Genomic DNA, 18,926 nt, shown 5'->3' with positions numbered 1-18,926 from the left:
TCCGAGATATTCAGGCCTGAACGGTAATAGGCGCATGTACGACACCGCCCAGCTCTCTGGAAGACCAGAACTTGATCGCCTGCATCGGCCGACGCTGATCAAGTTCTTCACGCTCTCCCCCCTTGAGAGAGGCCAAACCACAGTGCAATAAATAATCGCCACTATTGATGGGTAAGGTCACTTGATACGTCACAAACTGGCGACCTGGTTTCAATACTATGGGGTGACCGGCTGCAATATTGCTATCGCCCCAAATATCACCACCTTGGGCACGGCTCAAAGACAGTCCGAGAGCGATATCCTCAATTGTCTCGCTAGAGATAAGTTCAAAGCGTAGCGTCACCGTTTCACCTGATTTGACCAGGGGCTCTTCATGAAAAGGTGTACCATCTGCCTTGACAATGGTCAGGCTGGCGATAATCGCGCGGGCAGAACCAAATCGCTTCTCACCCAGCGCCAGATTGGCCTCATTCTTTTGCTTTTCAAGTAGAACTTGCTGTGATGGGCAATCGCCATCACTTTCAACTTCTGGCAATGCCAAGGTATCGGCTTGCTCCTGCGACAGGATCATGCCTTTTTCATACGCCATCACCGCAGCCAGCACATCTGTGGTATCAGCAATCAGGCGCCCCCCTTCCATCACCAGACAACGATCCGCGTATTCCAGAATACTGCCGGTCGAGTGGGTCACCATCAAAATGGTTACTCCCTTCGCTTTCAGGGCTTCCATACGCTTGAAACACTTGTATTGGAAACCGATATCGCCAACTGCCAGCGCCTCATCGACTATCAAAATTTCAGGATCAATACAGGCCTGTACTGCAAACGCAAGACGCACATACATACCACTGGAATAGGTCTTGACCGGTTGCTCCATAAAATCGCCAATATCAGCGAAATGGGCAATCTCATCAAACCTTGCGTCAATATCCTCTTTACTCAACCCCAAGACACTGGCATTGAGATAGACATTATCACGCCCACTGAACTCCGGATTAAAACCAGCCCCCAGCTCAAGCAAAGCGGCAATACGGCCATTGACGTTAACGTCACCATGAGAAGGATTAAGGGTGCCGCAAATAAGCTGAAGCAGGGTGGATTTACCGGCCCCGTTATGGCCGATAATACCGACGGTTTCACCCTTTTTAATCGCGAAATCAATGTCCCGGAGCGCCCAGAATTCACGAAAATATTGTCTAGCAGCACCGCTACACAAGCGGGATAAGCGAGGAATAATAAACTGCTTGAGTCGATCGACCGGTTGCTCATAAACCTGATAACACTTGCTCAAACCACGCACGTCAATCGCGACTTTGTCAGAGCACATCGGCAAACCCCTTACGTGTTTTCTGGAACAATATAAATCCTGCATACATCACCAACGCACCAGCCAACAAGGAGGCACCGTATTGCCCCCAAGAGGGGAACTTGCCCCAATAGAGCACATCACGAACCTGGGCAATCACAGGCGTCAGCGGATTCACATTCAACCAGTGACGGTATTGTTCAGGGAGTGCCTCTACGGGATAGAAGATGGGCGAGAGAAACATCAAGACAGTGCTGATAACACCCACCAATTGTGACAGGTCGCGCAAGTAGACCCCCAGCGCAGCGAGTGCCCATGAAAGACCTAGCACCAGCAGCAGGAGTGGCAATATCATCAGTGGGAAAAGCAGCACAGTCACTGGCGGCACTCCGAAGGCCACCCCATAAAATGCAAGCCATACCAAGAGGCTGATGCCAAGATTGACCAGAGCACTACCGAGCGCCACCCAAGGCAAGATCTCGAGAGGAAATACCACCTTCTTGACGTAATTGACATTATCCAGGATCAGGCGTGGCGCACGGTTAAAACATTCAGCGAAGAGGTTAAACACCATCAAACCGGCAAACAGCACCAGGGCAAACTCACTGCGCGAATCGCTACCACCACTCCAGCGCGCCTTGAACACCACACTAAAAATAAAGGTGTAAACAGCCAGCATAAAGAGTGGGGTAAACAGCGCCCAGAGATTACCCAACATGGCACCACGGTAACGGGCGGCCACTTCACGGCGCACCAGGGTGACAATCAGATGACGCTGGGCAGCAGAAGGAAACAGAATGGCAACATTGAGCATCAACACTCCTCAAACAACAGGTAACCTAGCAGAAAACGCGGGGATAATAACACAGCTCACTGCTGTTGACTGCCCTTGCCTTCGCCTGCTTGACCCCGGCTTAGCCAGAAGCTGTCGGCTCAGGCTGGAACCGCTTTCCAAACCGGATGCAAGGCTGTTCGATAAAACGACACGACAAGTAATCACAGGAGAGCGAGCACAGCTAATGCTTGCTGGCACCCGTTGAAGGCCAGCAGATAGAAAACGAGCCATTATTGGACTGAAAAACTATAGATAGGAAAGCCATATAGCATATCGCGTTGCATCAGTAACGCCATCCAGGCCGCTACCAGCATCACGAAATAGTCACAGGCGCCATCGTTGGTAGACTACCACGCCACAACATCATTGAGGCAACAACAACATCCAGTCGAGATAACATCTCTCAGAGGATGGAAGAGTGATTGCCTAATATTGAATATGCATTTACGTGATAGACAATCATTAACCGGATACGTGTCAGTATCTGCTTATGCTGCATCGCGATAAAAAAGTATAAGTGAACAGGGTGAATAAACCGGAAAGGGGATGATTGGCAACAGCGGAACAAACTATGCCGGCAAGCCGCATGTTTATTAATCGCTCGCTATAATTGGCTCATATGCTAAGACTTGGATAAAAAAGGGTGGCTAATGCCACCCTTTTTACAACACTTCAACCGATTAGAAACGGGAGAAAGTGGTACCGTCGGTAGACAGAACATAGGTCTGCAGAGACAGCTTAGATACATCACCACTGGCAACAATACGCAGTTTACCGGCTTTCTCGGCAAGACCAGCTGCGACAGCAGCAGCGTGCAGGTCTTTCAGAGCGATCTGGCTGGTAGAGGCTTGTGCATTCAGGGTTGCTGTTTCTTGGCCAGCAACAGCACTCAGCGGGAAGGTAGCAGAAGAACCATCATCACCGTACACGGTGAAGCTGATTTTGCCAGCCTGACCACCAAGGTTGGAAACCCGCACGAAAGTCTTGTAAGAAGAATCGGCAGAGAATACCAAGTCTTGATCGGCAGAAGAACCGTTCTTGGTCAGGTCGAAAGTGAAATCTTGCTTGGTCAGAGCATAGATATTGGCCTGAGTTGCATCCGGGGTGTAGGTAGCAGTGAACACGCCTTCAGTGATAGGGGTGTTGTTTTTGGCTGGCAGAGCATAGGTTACTGCGTTATTAGCAGTAACGGTTACAGCTTTAGCTGCAGTTTCAGCAGTCAGTGCAGCACCGCCGTTAACAGTAGAACCTACCAAGAACGGACCTTTAACTTCCCACTTGCCAAGCAGAGTTGCATTGGTAATGGCAGAACCGGTGATATCCAGCACAGTAGTGCCAGCAGCAGCTACGTCTGAATTGACAGTAAACAGCTGAGCTGATGTGCCAGAATTGAATTCCAGCGCATCTTTTTCAACAGCGATCTTGGCGGGGTTACCTGGGACAGTGATGCCCACTTTGAAACCCTGAGTAAAGCCAAACAGCTTACCGGACTTGGCGTTAGCAACTACATCGAAACCAGCTTGGCCGGATACAGCGTTGTTCTGATCGTTGAAAACACGAACTTTGACAGTGGCACCAGCTTTGTCTGCAACAACAGCATCAGCAGTAAAAGTCAAAGCTGCAGGCATTACAAAGTGTGCTGGTACCGCGCCGGCTGCTGCGGTATAAGTCGCAGCAGCTGTTGTTTTAGCAACAATAGAATTATCTTGGACGTTGATGACAGTCCAACCGCCGATCACTTGCCCCAGAGTGATACCGGCAATCTTGGCTCCAGCCACGTCAACACGGGCGAAGAAAGTCTTGTCAGCAGTCTCAGCCGGAGTGGCGTTGACTTTTTCAGCAGTAGCAACTGCATTTTGGATGGAAACAGCTTTCAGGGTAGCAGTCGGGGATACGATGATTTCAGATGCATAGTTTTGTGCAGATGCATCAATAGCTGCTTGGTTAGCAGCAGAAAGATCAACTGCGGCTGCATTGAAGCTCAGGCCAGCAACAGCCAGTGCAATCAGTGACTTTTTCATTAGTGTTATTCTCCAAAAAATTAAACTAGTTTAACCCGAGCACCCTCAGGTCATACTACCAACCTGCTTTTCCCGCCGACTGCCTCTTATTCCGGACAAGATCGCAGTCACTTGAAAAGATGAGGCTCTATCGCTTAAAAGCGTAAGTGATCATATCTGTCGCCATAAAATAATCAAGGACTCTGTCAGGCTAATCGCCCAAAAAAGCGCCATACGCACCATCTTGTGGGAAAAATCACATAAATAAAAAGCACCACTTGACACCAATTCGCGATAACAGGCTGTTTTTTACCCCTACCTTACTTTGACACGCCCGCAAAAGAGCCCCGTATGGTTCAAGATAATCTGCCCCCGCCCGGACACATTAATTAACATAATTGACATTTATCGAGCGTTGCCAAACCGGTTTCAGTTGGGGTGAAGCAGAAATGGAGCGCCCTGAACAAACAGAGCGCCAATATCAGCAAGGTGGACTGTGCTCACACTGTCACCGGGCTATGGCGTAAGGGCGGAACAGGGCGCAGAGGGTCACGGAAAAGCGATCAAAAGAGAGACAGCAGGTATAAAAAAGCAGGGATATCTGATGCTAGACCTTAAGTAATAGCCGATTTCACCTTGCACCAACCAGTAGGAACGCGCCAAAAAGAAACCGCCCGGCAACGTTAGCCAGGCGGGGTTGTCACGGCAGATTAGCAGCCGAATAGGGTCAGCGCAGATAAGTCATTATCGCAAAGGCGTTACTGGCGCAGTTCCAAGCTCTCGCTCGGCTTTTCGGGGGCCATGCCCGGCAAAAAACGGCGCTTAAGGGTCGGGGCGTTATTTAGCTGCAACTGCTGTTGATAGCGTTCGGTCAAACTTTGCGCCTCGCTAAAATCGCGCATCACATAGGGGATGATCATCACCACCAGCTCGGTGCGGTTTTCGCTGTTGCTCTTTGACTTGAAGAAGTTACCCAACCAGGGGATGTCCCCCAACAATGGCACCCCGGTATCCCCTTCGCCTTTTGAACTGGAGATTAGACCCGCCAGCATCACCGAGCCACCATCGCGCAGGGTGAGTGCGGTCTCCACCTTGCGGTTCATAATGGTGGGGCTTAACGCCTCACTGCTGGAGGAGGTATCGGCCTGCTCAGAAAGTTCTTGACTGACCAGCAGATCCACCACACCACTGGCTTGCACCGTGGGCTTAATCGACAAGATCACCCCTGTCTTGCGGTACTGCACGGTTTTATTAATGGGCGCATCGGGGTTATCGCTGGCCTGGCTAGTTCCCGTGACCACAGGTATTTCGTTACCGACCTCGATCCGTGCCTCTTCACCGCTGCGCACCATCAGCTTGGGGCTGGAGCGGATCACGGCTTGCTTGTTGTCATAGAAGGCATTGAGCGTCGCACGCGTCTGACCCGCACTATTGAGCGCCATATTGAGACCCGAGCTGCCCAGGCCGTTGGCAGTGCCCATGACCAGATCTCTGGCCCCCAAGTCAGTGCGGATATTTTTCCAATCAACCCCCAATCCCTCTTTATCATTGAGGGTCACTTCGGCCAGCAGCACATCGATCATCACGGAAGGGACGGCCTTATCCAGCTGATCGAGCAACGGGCGCAACTTGATCCACTCCTTGCCGCTGCCTTTAAAAATCAGCGCATTGCGGTTGGCATCCACTACCACAGCGCCCGCCTCACCACTACCGCTGGTAGTTGTACTGCTGGTGGCACTCGCTGCCGCACGCTGCGTACCACTGGTGGTATTACCAATTCCCTTGGCCAAACCGTTATCGCCGGCACTGCGGGTATTGCTACTATCGATGCCGCTGGCAGGCACTGTGGAACTGTACCCGAGGGAGCCAAGCATAGTAGCGATGGCCGCCGCCTGGGTATTTTTAACCTGATAGATAAAGAGGCCGTTTTCGACTTTTTCCTGGGACTCTCGATCCAGGATCTCCACCCAGTCGCGGACATGACTGAGCGTGGTGCCATCGGCGGCAAAAATGATTAACCGCTGCAGCTCCTTAAGCTTTAGTACCATCACCGACCCCATGGGAGGGGTATCGGAGACGTTATAGCCCTCTGATTGCAACACCTTGATCAAGGCATTGCCAAGCTGATCGGCATCGGAGTAAACCGGGGTAATACTCATGCTATTGCTACTTTTAAGGGTAGGTTGATCAAACAGACGAATAGCGGCAACGGCCTGCTTCACCTGCTCCACCCCCCCTCTTAACATGATGGTATTCGCAATATAATCAGCCGTGACTTTTAGCTCAGTGTTATTGGCAAACATCTCTTTAATCCAGATTTCCATCTGGTTGCTATTAACAACTCGCATCGGCACTATCTGGAACACTGGCCTATGGGACATAGGTACTTCAGGCAGGGCATCGCCGCTTACCATTAATGGCAAGGCATCATTGGCAACTGTGTTGCTGACGGCAAAGTTATAGAGTCCATCGCGCAGCTTGACCTCAACACCATAGTCCGCCAGCACATTACGGGCGGTATTGAAGAGAGCAGCCGGCGGTTGCGGCTCGCTCATTCGCAAGGTCACCAGATCCGTTTTTTTCTGTAGCTCCGGACTCAAGGTAAAGGAGAGTCCGAGCTGCTTGCCAAATACCTCGTTAATAAATGCAGGTAAGGGAAAGTTGTTGACGTTGAGGCTGACGGCATCGCCCTGCAGCCCCTGCCCCAAGGGCTGGCCATCCGGTTCCACTACACGCACTTGTTGACGCTGGCTTGGGGTACGGTTAAAGCGCTGAGCCAAGCCTTGACGGGCATCAGGTTCGGCACTGCCCGCCTGCAGCGTTTCATCCTGCTCGGTCTGGACTAACGGGGCACGCAGTGGCCCGGGCAGCGGGGTGGGATTGGTGTTGATAGCACAGCCAGCCAGCAGGCCCAAGGCACTGGCCAGCAGGGTCAGACGAGGAAGCTGCCGATGGATCATGGTCGTTACAGTGTGGTTCATAACTCGCTTCTTTATGGCCGAGTGGGCGATAAGGTTGAGATGGAAGATGTTGACGAAAAATCACCCTGTTCGGGCGAGGGGTAGAGATAGAGTATGCCTTCTTTTCCTTGCGCATCACGCCACTGCAGGCTGTCGGTATTTATAGCCAACACATCACGTCCATCCGGCAGGGCCATACCGGGACGCAGAGCAAGAGGTTCAGCATCAGGGCCCAGCAGCAACGCCTGACGCCCCCTACCTTGGGTAATAATGGCGATCAGGATGCCGTTCTGTTGCATGGCTTGCCTTGCAGCCTCTTTGCGAGCTGCGTCCATGGTGACTGAATCAGTATCTTTTAGCTGCTTTGGTGCCATCGGCCATAGGCTAGCGATCCTTGCCGGCATGGGCGGCAGATCTTGCGCCAATGGCAGATCTGGCCAGTACCAATCTCGGGTGTTGGCAGGGCGCTCCGTCAAAGAAGGGTGGCTACAGAAGTAACCAAGTAGCATTAAAGAGAGGATGGACAAAAGGGGTACCCCGATCGTGATCCCCCGGCGCTGCAAACTCAGCTTAGGGACCATCACTTATTCTCTCCTTTTTTTCTCCAAAGGGGTGATACCAAACCGTAGCCTGCAGCGTGAAATTGAGTTTGTCGTTCATCTGATTATTGACAGTCAGTGCGTTAACGATGAGCCGGGGTGAATGTTTTTCCAGCTCGTTGACCAGACCGATAACACCATCCCCATTGGTGCGCCCAGTCACCCGCAACTGCAGGGGGATCAGACCATTCTGATCAAGCTGTTGTGGCGATTTTGATACCTCAACTTGGGGCTGGCCGACAGCAAAGCGAGTGAAAAGGGCTGAGACCCTGCTCTGTACTTCAGCACGAGCAAGTGCTTCATTGGGGGCCATGCCAAAGTACTTATCGAGGGCTTTGTTCGCAGCCCGAGCTTGGGTTAGTCGCTGCTGCCAACTCTCTCCTTGCAGCAGACTTTGTTGATCCTGTTGCTGCCAGGAGAGCTCTTGTAGTTGTTCACTCAGCTGCTGGCGCTGTTCTTGGCAAAGCAAGTTAACCCAGAACAACAGAATGATAATGATAAGCCACGCCCCCCATTGCAGGCGAGGGTTGGCTTGCCATTGTTGGCGAGCTTGTTGCCAATGCGGCTGAAGATTGTCGATCAGAGCATTCATATCCCGTTTATGACTCCTTGCCGGTTGTCCTTTGGACAATCCGAGGCAGTACTTCTATATCTGCTTGCAAGCGCACCAAGGTACCGTTGCCTTCCAGCTTTACTTGGACATTGTGCAGTCGTTGGCCATTGAGGGTTATCCCCTCCAACCGCCTGACATACTCCCTTGGATCTGGCGCTTTATCCTGTAACAACAATTGCAAACGCAGGGGTTGATAGTCGTATTGCTGAAGTGTGTTGACACTGGCAGGCAGAAGCGCGATTAACTGGGGCAGAGTGCGAGATTGTCCCTGCCCAAGTAAAGTGAGTCGAGCTTCATACTGGCTACGCAAGCCCTCGGCCCGCAATCTCGCATGACGGGCAGTAATAAGCCCTTCGTCAGCGGAGTCGAGCTCAACCAAAAGCGTATTTGTCTGTTGCTCAAGTCTGAACCAAGACCCCAACTGCCAAGACATGCAGGCGACTAACAGTAACGCTACTACGCCACAGGCAAGATGGCCAAGTAACTGCCGATCCCTCGGAGCCAAGGGACTGGCTTGCTTAAATGAGAGTTGAATCACTGTTGAGGCATCAGTCTGAAGTACAGGCAACCAACGGCTATCGATTAATATGCCATTTTGCCAACGTTGCCACTCATAACCGTGCAGTCCGGATAGATAGCGCTGCCAATCTGCTGACTGTACTTGCTCCGGCAGTGGTGATGGTGCTAACGCGCTTTCCGGCACTACCTGATAGCGTTTTGCTTCAGCGACCCGAGCAACCAACGCAGCCTGATCCCATATCCAGACTGCCGCCCTGCCCCGATGCCAGTTGACATAATATCCCGGTTCAGTAAATGGAGTATGTAGGCTGACCTGTTGCTTCAGCGCCTGCTCACGACGAGCCTTGGGTACAGCGCCAAGATCGCAGGAAATAAAAATGCAAAGGGAGCGAGCAACAATCACCCTGGGACGCCAACCAGGGTAACTGTCAGAGGTGATTTGTTGGCGCTCAATCAGCCATTGGGGCTGGGAATAGCGGCTCCACCACCATTTGCTCAGCTGATTGGCAAGCGCGGTTATGGTTATAGGTAAAGGCATAATCAAATTCCCAAGGCGCCCGAAACGAAGAGGGCGACAATGATATCCCAATCCACTGAGCCTGTCTGCATCCTGCGGCGCTCGCATCGCTCCAAAGGATGATGCGATGAAAAGCAGATACTATCGACGGAATTTGTTCCTCGGCTATGGGTAGGAGTTGTCCCAGCCTCTGATTGGCATCTTGGAGTGAATCAAATGGCTCCATCCACCTTAGTCGCACCAGCTCAGCAGCTGTTCGTTCATCAAACCGGCTCGCTAGTAATGGCTCCGGCATGGTATTCAAATTAAGTAGCATGCCTGAACGAGCGGTGACCAAAGGCATAAGGTCAGGCAACCAGCTCTGCCAAGTTGGTGCATCCAGAAGATTATTTAGCTCACCAGGACCAACCATAAAGCGGTGGCGAGGCAGTGTCAGGCCACGAGCAAGGTATTGCGCATCATTTGCTCCATTCAAGCGAGATAGATCATCTTGATCCGTGTAGTCATTCACTAGATCAACAACTCTATCTATTTGAACAGGAGTAAGCCCAAAACGCGCTAGCAGCGGCTGCCAACGCACTGGATCAGCATCAAGCACACTGAGCAATGGCCCCTCATCTTGAATCGAGAAATCTATTGTCCCTATTCCGTGATAAGCTCTGCCATCTGCTGCAAGTTGTCGATCTAACTCTGCCAAAGAGCTAACCGAACTACGTTCTTGATCATTAGCCGACGTCAGCTCGAACCCCTGATTACCACGGGGGCGCGTGGCCACTAAATGGAGTAACGTTGCCAGGGTCGCCTGCTGATCCAGCTGCTGCTGCCAGCTGCTACGAAGTTCGACAGCCTGTTGCAAGCGGCCTTCGGCATAGCTACCAATAAAGGCGGCAACCAAGGAGATAACCGCGATCAATCCTAACACGGCTATAAGAACGAACCCCCCTTGATGGGGGGGCGGCACACTCAATAATGAGATACCTCTATTTCTGACTCTGGTTACACTCATAGATCACGATAATCATTTCGAGGATAAGTTCGTCCCTTTAGGGCTATATACCAGTTCAATGGTTTCATCGCAGGTGAACTCACCATCAACTGGATTGCTACTGGCATTCTTCCATCTGGCCGGAGAGAGATAAGGGTTTGCTCCGGTGGCCATTGATTATGGGTGTTACCCTGCTCATCCAGATAGCTGAACGTAACTTGAGTCCCTTCAGGCCAGCGAAAAAGGGTCCAATTTCTACCAGGCTGGCGATAATCGAGGGTCACGCCACCGGCTCCTCGCTGATTAATTGACCAGCGTACCGGCTGTACTTCACCATTCTGGGCAACCAGTGGCTGCTGACTGCTCCCCTCAAAATAGAAACTGTCACCACGGAGCTGGCGAGGAGCATCTAGCTCTGCCTGCATGGACGCGACACTATCATTCAACCATTGCATGACCAATAGTTGTGGCACACCTTCATATTGTCGCCTTTGCACACGTTCATAAATTGCTAACGACTGGGATAATCCTTGCATTAATAAAGCTGTTATCACGGAGAGCAGAACCATGACGACCAGCAATTCGAGAAGGGTCATCCCTTGCTGGCGGTTAATAGATTTCACGGCGCTCTTGCACTCCGGGCTTGAGGTGATAGTTAACGACTCGAGTGGTCAGGGGAGGTAAAGTGCGGTTCTTATGAATGATGGTAAGCTCAACCTGATAAAGCGAGAGGATGAAATTACTGCCCATCACGCCATTACGTTCTTTCTCTATAGGTGTCGCATGCCAGCTTATAGATATGTTACCACTCTCGAAAGTACCTTGTGGGTTATTGCCCAAATCCTTCAGCTTGAGATAATTCACCGCACTTTGCAAGGTGGGAGCAGCGTCAATATAGCTCTCGGCTCTTGTCAGTTGGGCCAAGCTACCACCTATCCAGCCAAATAGAGCCATAGTGGCACCCGCCAATATGGTTAATGCTACTATGGCCTCCAATAACGAAAAGCCTTGTTGACGCATTATGGTATTCCTTGCCATTGGCAATATGGAGATTCCAGCTGAATGCTCTGCTTGATGACCCCACCTGCTAGTATCTGTAATTCACCACCCAGACAGATCCCGTTGGCAAGGTAGTATATCGGTTGAGGGGCCTTAAGCTGCCAGCCTTGCGGTAAGGGAATATCGTCGGTGTGTGACCCCAGCACCACTTGAACTCCCCTCTGGCGTACTGTAAAAGGCAACTCATTGATGGCTTGTTGAACAGTTTGCCAATCGTTGCGATGGCGCAGTTTATCTGCCATCTCGAGAAAACGTGGACCTACAACCGCCGCGATCATACCAATCAAAGTCAACACCACAAGCAGCTCAAGCAGAGTAAAACCCCGTTGTTGCATGCTTACTTCTCCAGTATACCTACCTCGGCATCCAGCCCTTCGCCGCCCTCCTTACCATCTGCGCCAAGCGAATAGAGAGAAAAACCTTGCAAGTTACTCACCGGGCTTTTGTAGACATAATCTTTACCCCAAGGGTCTTTAGGTAGTTGATCTTCCAGATAGGGCCCCTGCCAGCTTGGCACATCAGCCGGCGCTTTCATCAAAGCCGATAGCCCCTGCTCTGTAGTGGGATAGCTCCCCACATCCAGGCGATAGGTTTGCAAGGCCCCGCGCAGCATCTTGACCTGAGTCTCTGCCGTTTTGACTTTTGATTTATCCACGTTGGAGAAGAGGCGCGGGCCGACCAAACCGGCCAGCATGCCCAGAATGACCAGCACGACCAGGAGCTCGATCAGGGTAAAACCGCCTTGATGGCGGGCGAAACGTTGCAATTGCATGAAGAGTCCTCAGAGTTACTATACGGCCATTTCGTTCACACTGGTGATGGCCAGGATGATGCCAAGAATAATGACGCCGATGATAGAGCCAATCAGCAGAATGGCAAGGGGTTCGATCAACGCAAGCACCTTCTTGACGCGGTTCTTACTGTTCTCTTCATACATGGCGGCCAGCGAAGAGAACATCTCGGCAAGGCGGCCACTCTTCTCGCCGACCCGCACCAGATTGACCCCGGAGCGAGCGATCAATCGCGTCTCGGCAAGAGAGTCCGACAGGCTCTTGCCCGAGCGCACCAGACGGATCACCTCTCCCATCCCGCGCTGACGAAACGGAATGCGAAAAGAGCCGCGCGATAGCTCTAGCGCCTGTAGTAACTCGACCCGGGATCCCAGCATGGCTGCCAGGGTGTAAGACCAGCTGGCAACATCGCTCTGGTAGAGCCATTCCCCCACTACTGGCAGGCGTGACACACCGTTGAGCAGACGCTGCCGCACATCGCGCGAGCGCAGCGCCAGGGCCATGCCAGCGATACAGAGGATGAGTGCTATAAGCAGCAGATCCCAGTTGGCGTTAAACCACTCCCCTGTCGAGAGCACCATTTCGGCCAACCAGGGCAACGTCACCTTACCGTGGCCCAACATACCGGTGAATTTAGGCACCACCACGGCAAACATCAGCACAACCGCAGACAAACCTGCGAGCACCAATACGATGGGATAGGTCAAAGCATTGCGCAGTTCATTGCCGGTTCGTTGATCAAACTGCATTTTCTCCAAAGCGCGACTGAGCGCCTCACCCAACTCACCGGTGGCCTCACCCGCTCTCACCAGATGAAACAGGTAGTCGGGAAGCGGTAACTTGCTTTGGGCAAGAGCTGCGGAAAAACTCTCCCCCTGCTGTAAAGCCCTGCCCATGGTGCGAAATGCCTGCTCAATTTGAGGATGGTGTCCCCCCTCAATCAGGGCATCGATTCCCTCTGAGAGCGTCACCCCGGAAATGATCAGGGTGGTCAACTCATGTAGTGCCTGCAGCAACTGGGCACGGGTCAAGCGCGGAGTAAACCAGGGAGCACGAGCCACTACCGCCTGTTCAGTTAGCTCAATGACGATGATCCCCTTGTCCCTGAGCTGGCGTAATGCAGCATGATGATGGACTGCCTCCAGCTCTCCCTTCAGACTGTTACCCTGCGCGTCTACGCCTTCATATTGAAAAATCATCAGTCATGTTCCACATAGGCGACCCGCATCACCTCTTCAATACTGGTTAATCCCCTGCTGGCCTTGATCAGGCCATCTTCAAACAGTGTCCGCTGGCCTTGTTGCCGGATCAGCGACTTGATCTCCTGAAGGGGAGCTTGTCGATTGACCAGCTGTTGCAATGCACCATCTAGGGCAACAAGCTCATAAATCCCCAATCGCCCACGATAACCAGTATGATGACAGTGCGAGCATCCCATCGCTTTCTTCCAATTAGCGGCAGCAAACGCTGGTTGGCTGATTGACCACCCTTGTGGCAAGAGCGGATGGTCGTCATCAACGGCACACTGCTCACAGAGGCGACGAACCAACCTCTGTGCCTGAACACCGCGGACCGACGCCGCCACCAGGAAGGGCTCAAGCCCCATGTCAACTAGGCGGGTAAAAGCTGAGGCAGCATCGTTGGTGTGCAACGTTGAGAGCACCAAGTGACCGGTAAGGGCTGACTGAATGGCTATCTGCGCCGTATCCAAGTCCCGGATCTCACCGATCATGATGGTGTCGGGGTCTTGACGCAAGATGGCACGCAGTGCACGGGAAAAGGTGTAACCAATCTCGTTGTGCGCCTGGATCTGGGTCACACCCGAGACTTGATACTCAACAGGATCTTCTACCGTGATAATCTTGTTGCTGCCATCACGCATGGCTTCGAGCGCGGCATAGAGCGTGGTGGATTTACCGGAGCCCGTCGGGCCTGTGACCAACACGATCCCATTGGGACACGCCAACCAGCTGTGCAGCAAACTGAGATGGTCAGGCTCAAACCCGAGTTTTTCCAGCGACAACGTTCCCCTGTTCTTGGGCAGCAGACGCATCACGATCGACTCACCATGAACACCCGGTGCCGTCGAGACACGGATATCCATATCCTGACCACTAAGGCGCAAGGTGATACGGCCATCCTGTGGCAAGCGCTTCTCGGCAATATCCAATCCGGCAATCAGCTTGATCCGTGACCCTATCGCCGGGTAACGCTCTGCCGGTTGCACCATATGAGTGTGAAGCACACCATCTACCCGCATGCGTACCGTGAAACGAAGCTCTTCGGGTTCCACATGAATGTCTGACGCACCACTGTCGACCGCTTGTGCCAGCAAGTTATTGACCAGCTCCACGACCGGAGCCTCTTCGATCAACGCCTGTAGCGAATGCTCGCTGTTACTGAACAGGTCGGTGACGGCACTCTCACGCCTGACTTGGTCCACCAGTGTGTCGATGTCCTGGGTTCGAGCCAGCCAGAACTGCACCGGGCACCCCGCAAACAGGTAGGCAATGAGATCCTGCAGCTGCGTCTCTAGCGGGTCTTTTGCAACCAGATGTAGCTGACCATCCACCTCCCACAACAGAGCATCGTTATCGAGCCACCACTCCAACCTGACCGGCAGAGGCAGCAGGCACTTATAGATATCCAAGGGAGCAGGCATGTGGGCAGGCTCGACACAGGGATAGCCCAACTGCTCTGACAGGGCTCTCAATACCGCATCTTCAGATACAGCCCCCATTCTGACCAGAATGGAGCCCAAGCGTCCACCGGCCTGACGTTGTACTTCCAAGGCTCGCTCTAAGTCTTCGCGCCCGATCGCACCTTTGGCGATCAGTATCTCACCAATCTTCATGACTCGTCCTACAAAACATCGGCAAATCCGGCCTCGGATCTATTACAGCTCTCATCATGCACAATAAACTCTTTTGAATCCAAATCATTCTAAGCAAGTGATAGACATGGATTAAAAAATTTAACAGATTGAATATATATTTTTTATTATATTTGCCAAAATGGCTTAACCCAACATTCTTTAATCTGTTTTCCATATAACACACAAGCGCCTTATTTTATCACCAAATTAAGAATAAACGATTTGTGTTCAAGAGAGAATTTGAAGAGCACAATTATCAGCAGTGCTCTGCGTCATTGAACGCTGCAGCAAGCGCATCTTTGGGCGACAAGGTTGGAGAGGTTATCATTTCAGGCCACACAATAGCCAAGGTGGCATCGTTCCACACGATGCTGCGTTCAGCGGCGGGTTGATAGTAATCGGTGGTCTTGTAGATAAACTCTGCGTGTTCACTCAAGGTTAGAAAACCATGGGCCAACCCTTCCGGGATCCACAACTGTCGCTTGTTTTCACCTGACAGGTGAACCCCAACCCACTGCCCGAAGGTCGGCGAGCTTTTGCGGATATCTACCGCCACATCAAACACTTCACCCACCACACAGCGCACCAGCTTGCCCTGGGCATGGGGAGGCAATTGATAATGCAAGCCACGCAATACCCCTTTCGACGATTTGGAGTGATTATCCTGCACAAAGTTAACCTGATATCCGACGGCCTCTTCAAATAACTTGTGGTTGAAACTCTCAAAGAAAAAACCACGCTCATCACCAAATACTTTTGGTTCAAAGATAAGCACATCAGGAATCGCTGTCTTGATTACATTCATCTGTCTATCCACATTTGATTCAATTTTTATGGGGGGAGCATCTTCCCTCCCCCTATATCACATCAGACTTTGGCAACCATTCTTAACAAATATTGGCCATAGGCATTCTTTGCCAGCGGCAGAGCAAGTTCACGAACCTGCTCTGCAGTAATGAATTTCTGGCGATAGGCAATCTCTTCCGGACACGCAACTTTCAACCCCTGGCGCGTCTCGATGGTCTGAATAAAGTTGCTCGCTTCTATCATGCTTTCATGGGTACCGGTATCAAGCCAGGCATAACCACGACCCATCATGGCCACCGACAGATTACCTTGCTCCAAGTAGATACGGTTCACATCGGTGATCTCCAGTTCACCACGGGGCGACGGCTTCAGACTCTTGGCGATCTCCACCACGCTGTTGTCATAGAAATAGAGGCCGGTCACCGCATAGTTGCTCTTGGGCTCCAGTGGCTTCTCCTCCAGAGAGATAGCGGTACCCTCTTTATCAAATTCAACCACCCCATAACGCTCGGGGTCATGCACATGATAGGCAAAGACGGTAGCGCCACTCTCTTTGGCCGCTGCCGCCGCCAACTGTTTCTGCAGGTCGTGGCCGTAGAAGATGTTGTCCCCCAGCACCAGCGCACAGGGGTCTGACCCGATAAACTCTTCACCCAGAATAAAGGCTTGTGCCAACCCGTCCGGGCTTGACTGAACCTTGTACTGCAAGTTCAGACCCCACTGGCTGCCATCACCCAGCAATTGCTCAAAGCGGGGAGTATCTTGCGGCGTGCTGATGATCAAAATATCGCGAATCCCCGCCAGCATCAGGGTGCTGAGCGGGTAGTAGATCATCGGCTTGTCATAGATGGGCAGCAGCTGCTTGCTCACCGCCATGGTCACCGGATAGAGACGGGTGCCTGAGCCACCGGCCAGGATGATGCCTTTACGTTTGGTCATGATACTTGTTTCTTATTTTTAAATTGCAAAAGAAAAGGGTGGCTTGTGGCCATACCTTTTACGTTTTATCCCTGCCAGCCAGGGACGAGTTCAATCATCCCTGACCAGTGACTTATTTGCCCAGAATCTCGGTCAACATCCGCTCTACACCGACGGTCCAGTCCGGCAGCACCAGATCGAAGGTACGCTGGAATTTGCCGGTATCAAGGCGGGAGTTATGGGGGCGTTTGGCCGGAGTCGGGAAGGCGCTGGTCGGAACTGCATTGAGCTGCGTCACCGCCAGTTCAACGCCAGCCTCTCTGGCTTTGGCAAACACCAGCTGGGCGTAGTCAAACCAGGTGGTGGTACCGGAGGCAATCAGATGGTACAGCCCGGCGACCTCGGGTTTGCACTGCGCCACGCGGAGAGCATGGGCAGTACAATCGGCCAGCAACTCGGCCCCGGTCGGAGCGCCGAACTGGTCATTGATAACCGACATCTCGCTACGCTCTTTGCCAAAGCGCAGCATGGTCTTGGCAAAGTTGGCGCCGCGGGCGGCGTAGACCCAGCTGGTGCGGAAGATCAGGTGACGGGAGCAAATAGCGGCGCCTTGTTCCCCTGCCAGCTTGGTTTCGCCGTAGACGTTAAGCGGGGCGGTCGCATCGGCTTCCACCCAGGGGCGCTCACCGCTGCCATCAAACACATAGTCGGTGGAGTAATGCACCAGCCAGGCACCCAATGCTTCCGCTTCTTTGGCGATAGCGGCCACGCTGGTTGCGTTGAGCAGCTCGGCAAACTCACGCTCGCTTTCGGCCTTGTCGACTGCGGTGTGGGCTGCGGCGTTGACAATCACGTCCGGCTTGACCAGACGTACGGTTTCGGCCACCCCTGCCGGATTGCTGAAATCACCGCAATAGTCAGTGGAGTCAAAATCAACGGCAGTGATACGGCCCAGCGGCGCCAGTGCGCGTTGCAGCTCCCAGCCTACCTGGCCGTTCTTGCCAAACAGCAGGATATGCATCAGGCACGCTCCCCGTAATTCTGCTCAATCCAAGACTTGTAGGCACCGCTCTTGACGTTGCTGACCCACTGCTGGTTATCCAGATACCACTGCACGGTTTTGCGAATGCCAGACTCGAAAGTTTCTTGCGGTTGCCAAGCAAGCTCGGCGCTCATCTTGGTCGCATCGATGGCATAGCGGCGATCGTGACCGGGACGATCCGCCACATAGGTGATTTGATCGCGGTAAGAACCCGCCTTCGGCACCATCTCGTCCAGCAGATCGCAGATGGTGTGTACCACCTCCAGATTCTGCTTCTCGTTGTGACCGCCGATGTTGTAGGTCTCCCCGACCAAGCCCGTGGTCACCACCTTGTAGAGCGCGCGCGCATGATCTTCTACATAGAGCCAGTCACGGATCTGGTCGCCCTTGCCATAGACCGGCAGCGGCTTGCCATCCAGTGCATTGAGGATCACCAGCGGGATCAGCTTCTCGGGGAAGTGATAAGGGCCGTAGTTGTTGGAGCAGTTGGTGACGATGGTCGGCAGGCCGTAGGTACGGCGCCAGGCGCGTACCAAGTGGTCACTGGAAGCCTTGGAGGCAGAATAGGGGCTGCTGGGGGCGTAGGGGGTTGTCTCGGTAAAGAGTTGCAATGGCTCACCGGTGGCGACTTCATCCGGATGGGGCAGATCCCCATACACCTCATCGGTGGAGATATGGTGGAAGCGGAAGGCCGCTTTGCGTACCTCGTTCAGACCGTTCCAGTAGGCACGAGCTGCTTCCAGCAACATATAGGTGCCGACGATATTGGTCTCGATAAAGTCAGCCGGCCCTGTGATGGAGCGGTCAACATGGCTCTCGGCGGCCAGATGCATCACGGCATCCGGCTGGTGCAGGGCAAACACCCGATCCAGCTCGGCGCGATTGCAGATATCCACCTGCTCAAACGCATAACGATCGCTTGACGATACATCGGCCAAGGATTCCAGATTGCCGGCATAGGTAAGTTTATCAAGATTGATAACGACATCCTGGGTATCACGGATGATATGGCGCACAACAGCAGAACCGATAAAGCCTGCGCCACCGGTAACGAGAATTTTCATAGATATGTTATCTCTTACGAAGAGTTGATATGTGAT

18 protein-coding genes are annotated in these 18,926 nt (G+C 52.7%); all 18 read right to left on the bottom strand.

What is annotated here, in order from left to right:
* Nucleotides 1-10 precede the first annotated feature (10 nt).
* The 18 genes from AB5Y73_RS05730 to rfbB all read right to left on the bottom strand — a co-directional run bounded on the left by AB5Y73_RS05730 (nt 11) and on the right by rfbB (nt 18,890).
* Nucleotides 11-1,327 carry an ABC transporter ATP-binding protein gene (locus AB5Y73_RS05730; protein WP_139441256.1) on the bottom strand — a complete coding sequence of 439 codons (1,317 nt, stop codon included), beginning with the start codon at nt 1,325-1,327 and terminating at the stop codon, nt 11-13.
* Nucleotides 1,317-2,120: an ABC transporter permease gene (locus AB5Y73_RS05725; protein WP_139441255.1), complete on the bottom strand. Its 804-nt coding sequence runs from the start codon at nt 2,118-2,120 to the stop codon at nt 1,317-1,319. Before AB5Y73_RS05725 ends, AB5Y73_RS05730 begins: the two co-directional genes overlap by 11 nt.
* Nucleotides 2,121-2,821: 701 nt before the next feature.
* Complete coding sequence (locus tag AB5Y73_RS05720; RefSeq protein ID WP_139441254.1) at nt 2,822-4,162, bottom strand: hypothetical protein; 1,341 nt, start codon at nt 4,160-4,162, stop codon at nt 2,822-2,824.
* Nucleotides 4,163-4,899: 737 nt separating this feature from the next.
* Nucleotides 4,900-7,122, bottom strand: a complete 2,223-nt coding sequence (locus tag AB5Y73_RS05715) for a secretin N-terminal domain-containing protein (RefSeq protein WP_118854082.1) — start codon at nt 7,120-7,122, stop codon at nt 4,900-4,902.
* A gap of 11 nt (nt 7,123-7,133) precedes the next feature.
* Nucleotides 7,134-7,682, bottom strand: coding sequence for a hypothetical protein (locus AB5Y73_RS05710; RefSeq protein WP_118854083.1), 549 nt, complete (start codon nt 7,680-7,682; stop codon nt 7,134-7,136).
* On the bottom strand, nt 7,672-8,292 hold the full coding sequence (locus tag AB5Y73_RS05705) for a GspMb/PilO family protein (protein WP_118854084.1): 621 nt from the start codon (nt 8,290-8,292) through the stop codon (nt 7,672-7,674). The genes AB5Y73_RS05710 and AB5Y73_RS05705 overlap by 11 nt, the downstream gene beginning before the upstream one ends.
* A gap of 7 nt (nt 8,293-8,299) precedes the next feature.
* A complete protein-coding gene (locus AB5Y73_RS05700) occupies nt 8,300-9,235 on the bottom strand; it encodes a hypothetical protein (RefSeq protein ID WP_162895387.1) in 936 nt (311 codons plus the stop codon).
* 46 nt (nt 9,236-9,281) lie between these two features.
* Nucleotides 9,282-10,355, bottom strand: coding sequence for a general secretion pathway protein GspK (locus AB5Y73_RS05695; RefSeq protein WP_064336931.1), 1,074 nt, complete (start codon nt 10,353-10,355; stop codon nt 9,282-9,284).
* Complete coding sequence (locus tag AB5Y73_RS05690; RefSeq protein WP_005338090.1) at nt 10,352-10,957, bottom strand: prepilin-type N-terminal cleavage/methylation domain-containing protein; 606 nt, start codon at nt 10,955-10,957, stop codon at nt 10,352-10,354. Before AB5Y73_RS05690 ends, AB5Y73_RS05695 begins: the two co-directional genes overlap by 4 nt.
* A complete protein-coding gene (locus tag AB5Y73_RS05685) occupies nt 10,944-11,354 on the bottom strand; it encodes a type II secretion system protein (RefSeq protein WP_005338091.1) in 411 nt (136 codons plus the stop codon). Before AB5Y73_RS05685 ends, AB5Y73_RS05690 begins: the two co-directional genes overlap by 14 nt.
* Nucleotides 11,354-11,728, bottom strand: a complete 375-nt coding sequence (locus AB5Y73_RS05680) for a prepilin-type N-terminal cleavage/methylation domain-containing protein (protein WP_005338093.1) — start codon at nt 11,726-11,728, stop codon at nt 11,354-11,356. The genes AB5Y73_RS05685 and AB5Y73_RS05680 overlap by 1 nt, the downstream gene beginning before the upstream one ends.
* Before the next feature lie 2 nt (nt 11,729-11,730).
* Complete coding sequence (gene gspG / locus AB5Y73_RS05675) at nt 11,731-12,165, bottom strand: type II secretion system major pseudopilin GspG (RefSeq protein ID WP_005338094.1); 435 nt, start codon at nt 12,163-12,165, stop codon at nt 11,731-11,733.
* Nucleotides 12,166-12,183: 18 nt separating this feature from the next.
* Nucleotides 12,184-13,383, bottom strand: a complete 1,200-nt coding sequence (locus AB5Y73_RS05670) for a type II secretion system F family protein (protein WP_005338095.1) — start codon at nt 13,381-13,383, stop codon at nt 12,184-12,186.
* On the bottom strand, nt 13,383-15,038 hold the full coding sequence (locus AB5Y73_RS05665; RefSeq protein ID WP_064336933.1) for a GspE/PulE family protein: 1,656 nt from the start codon (nt 15,036-15,038) through the stop codon (nt 13,383-13,385). The genes AB5Y73_RS05670 and AB5Y73_RS05665 overlap by 1 nt, the downstream gene beginning before the upstream one ends.
* Before the next feature lie 277 nt (nt 15,039-15,315).
* Complete coding sequence (rfbC, locus tag AB5Y73_RS05660; protein WP_005338097.1) at nt 15,316-15,864, bottom strand: dTDP-4-dehydrorhamnose 3,5-epimerase; 549 nt, start codon at nt 15,862-15,864, stop codon at nt 15,316-15,318.
* A 62-nt stretch (nt 15,865-15,926) separates the two neighbouring features.
* A complete protein-coding gene (gene rfbA, locus AB5Y73_RS05655) occupies nt 15,927-16,805 on the bottom strand; it encodes a glucose-1-phosphate thymidylyltransferase RfbA (protein ID WP_118854087.1) in 879 nt (292 codons plus the stop codon).
* 112 nt (nt 16,806-16,917) lie between these two features.
* Nucleotides 16,918-17,805 carry a dTDP-4-dehydrorhamnose reductase gene (gene rfbD / locus AB5Y73_RS05650; RefSeq protein WP_064336935.1) on the bottom strand — a complete coding sequence of 296 codons (888 nt, stop codon included), beginning with the start codon at nt 17,803-17,805 and terminating at the stop codon, nt 16,918-16,920.
* On the bottom strand, nt 17,805-18,890 hold the full coding sequence (gene rfbB / locus AB5Y73_RS05645) for a dTDP-glucose 4,6-dehydratase (protein WP_118854088.1): 1,086 nt from the start codon (nt 18,888-18,890) through the stop codon (nt 17,805-17,807). The genes rfbD and rfbB overlap by 1 nt, the downstream gene beginning before the upstream one ends.
* Between the last annotated feature and the right edge of the window lie 36 nt (nt 18,891-18,926).

The organism is Aeromonas sp. s7(2024), assembly GCF_040907825.1.
GTDB lineage: Bacteria > Pseudomonadota > Gammaproteobacteria > Enterobacterales > Aeromonadaceae > Aeromonas > Aeromonas veronii.
This window is presented reverse-complemented; position numbering and strand designations above follow the sequence as displayed.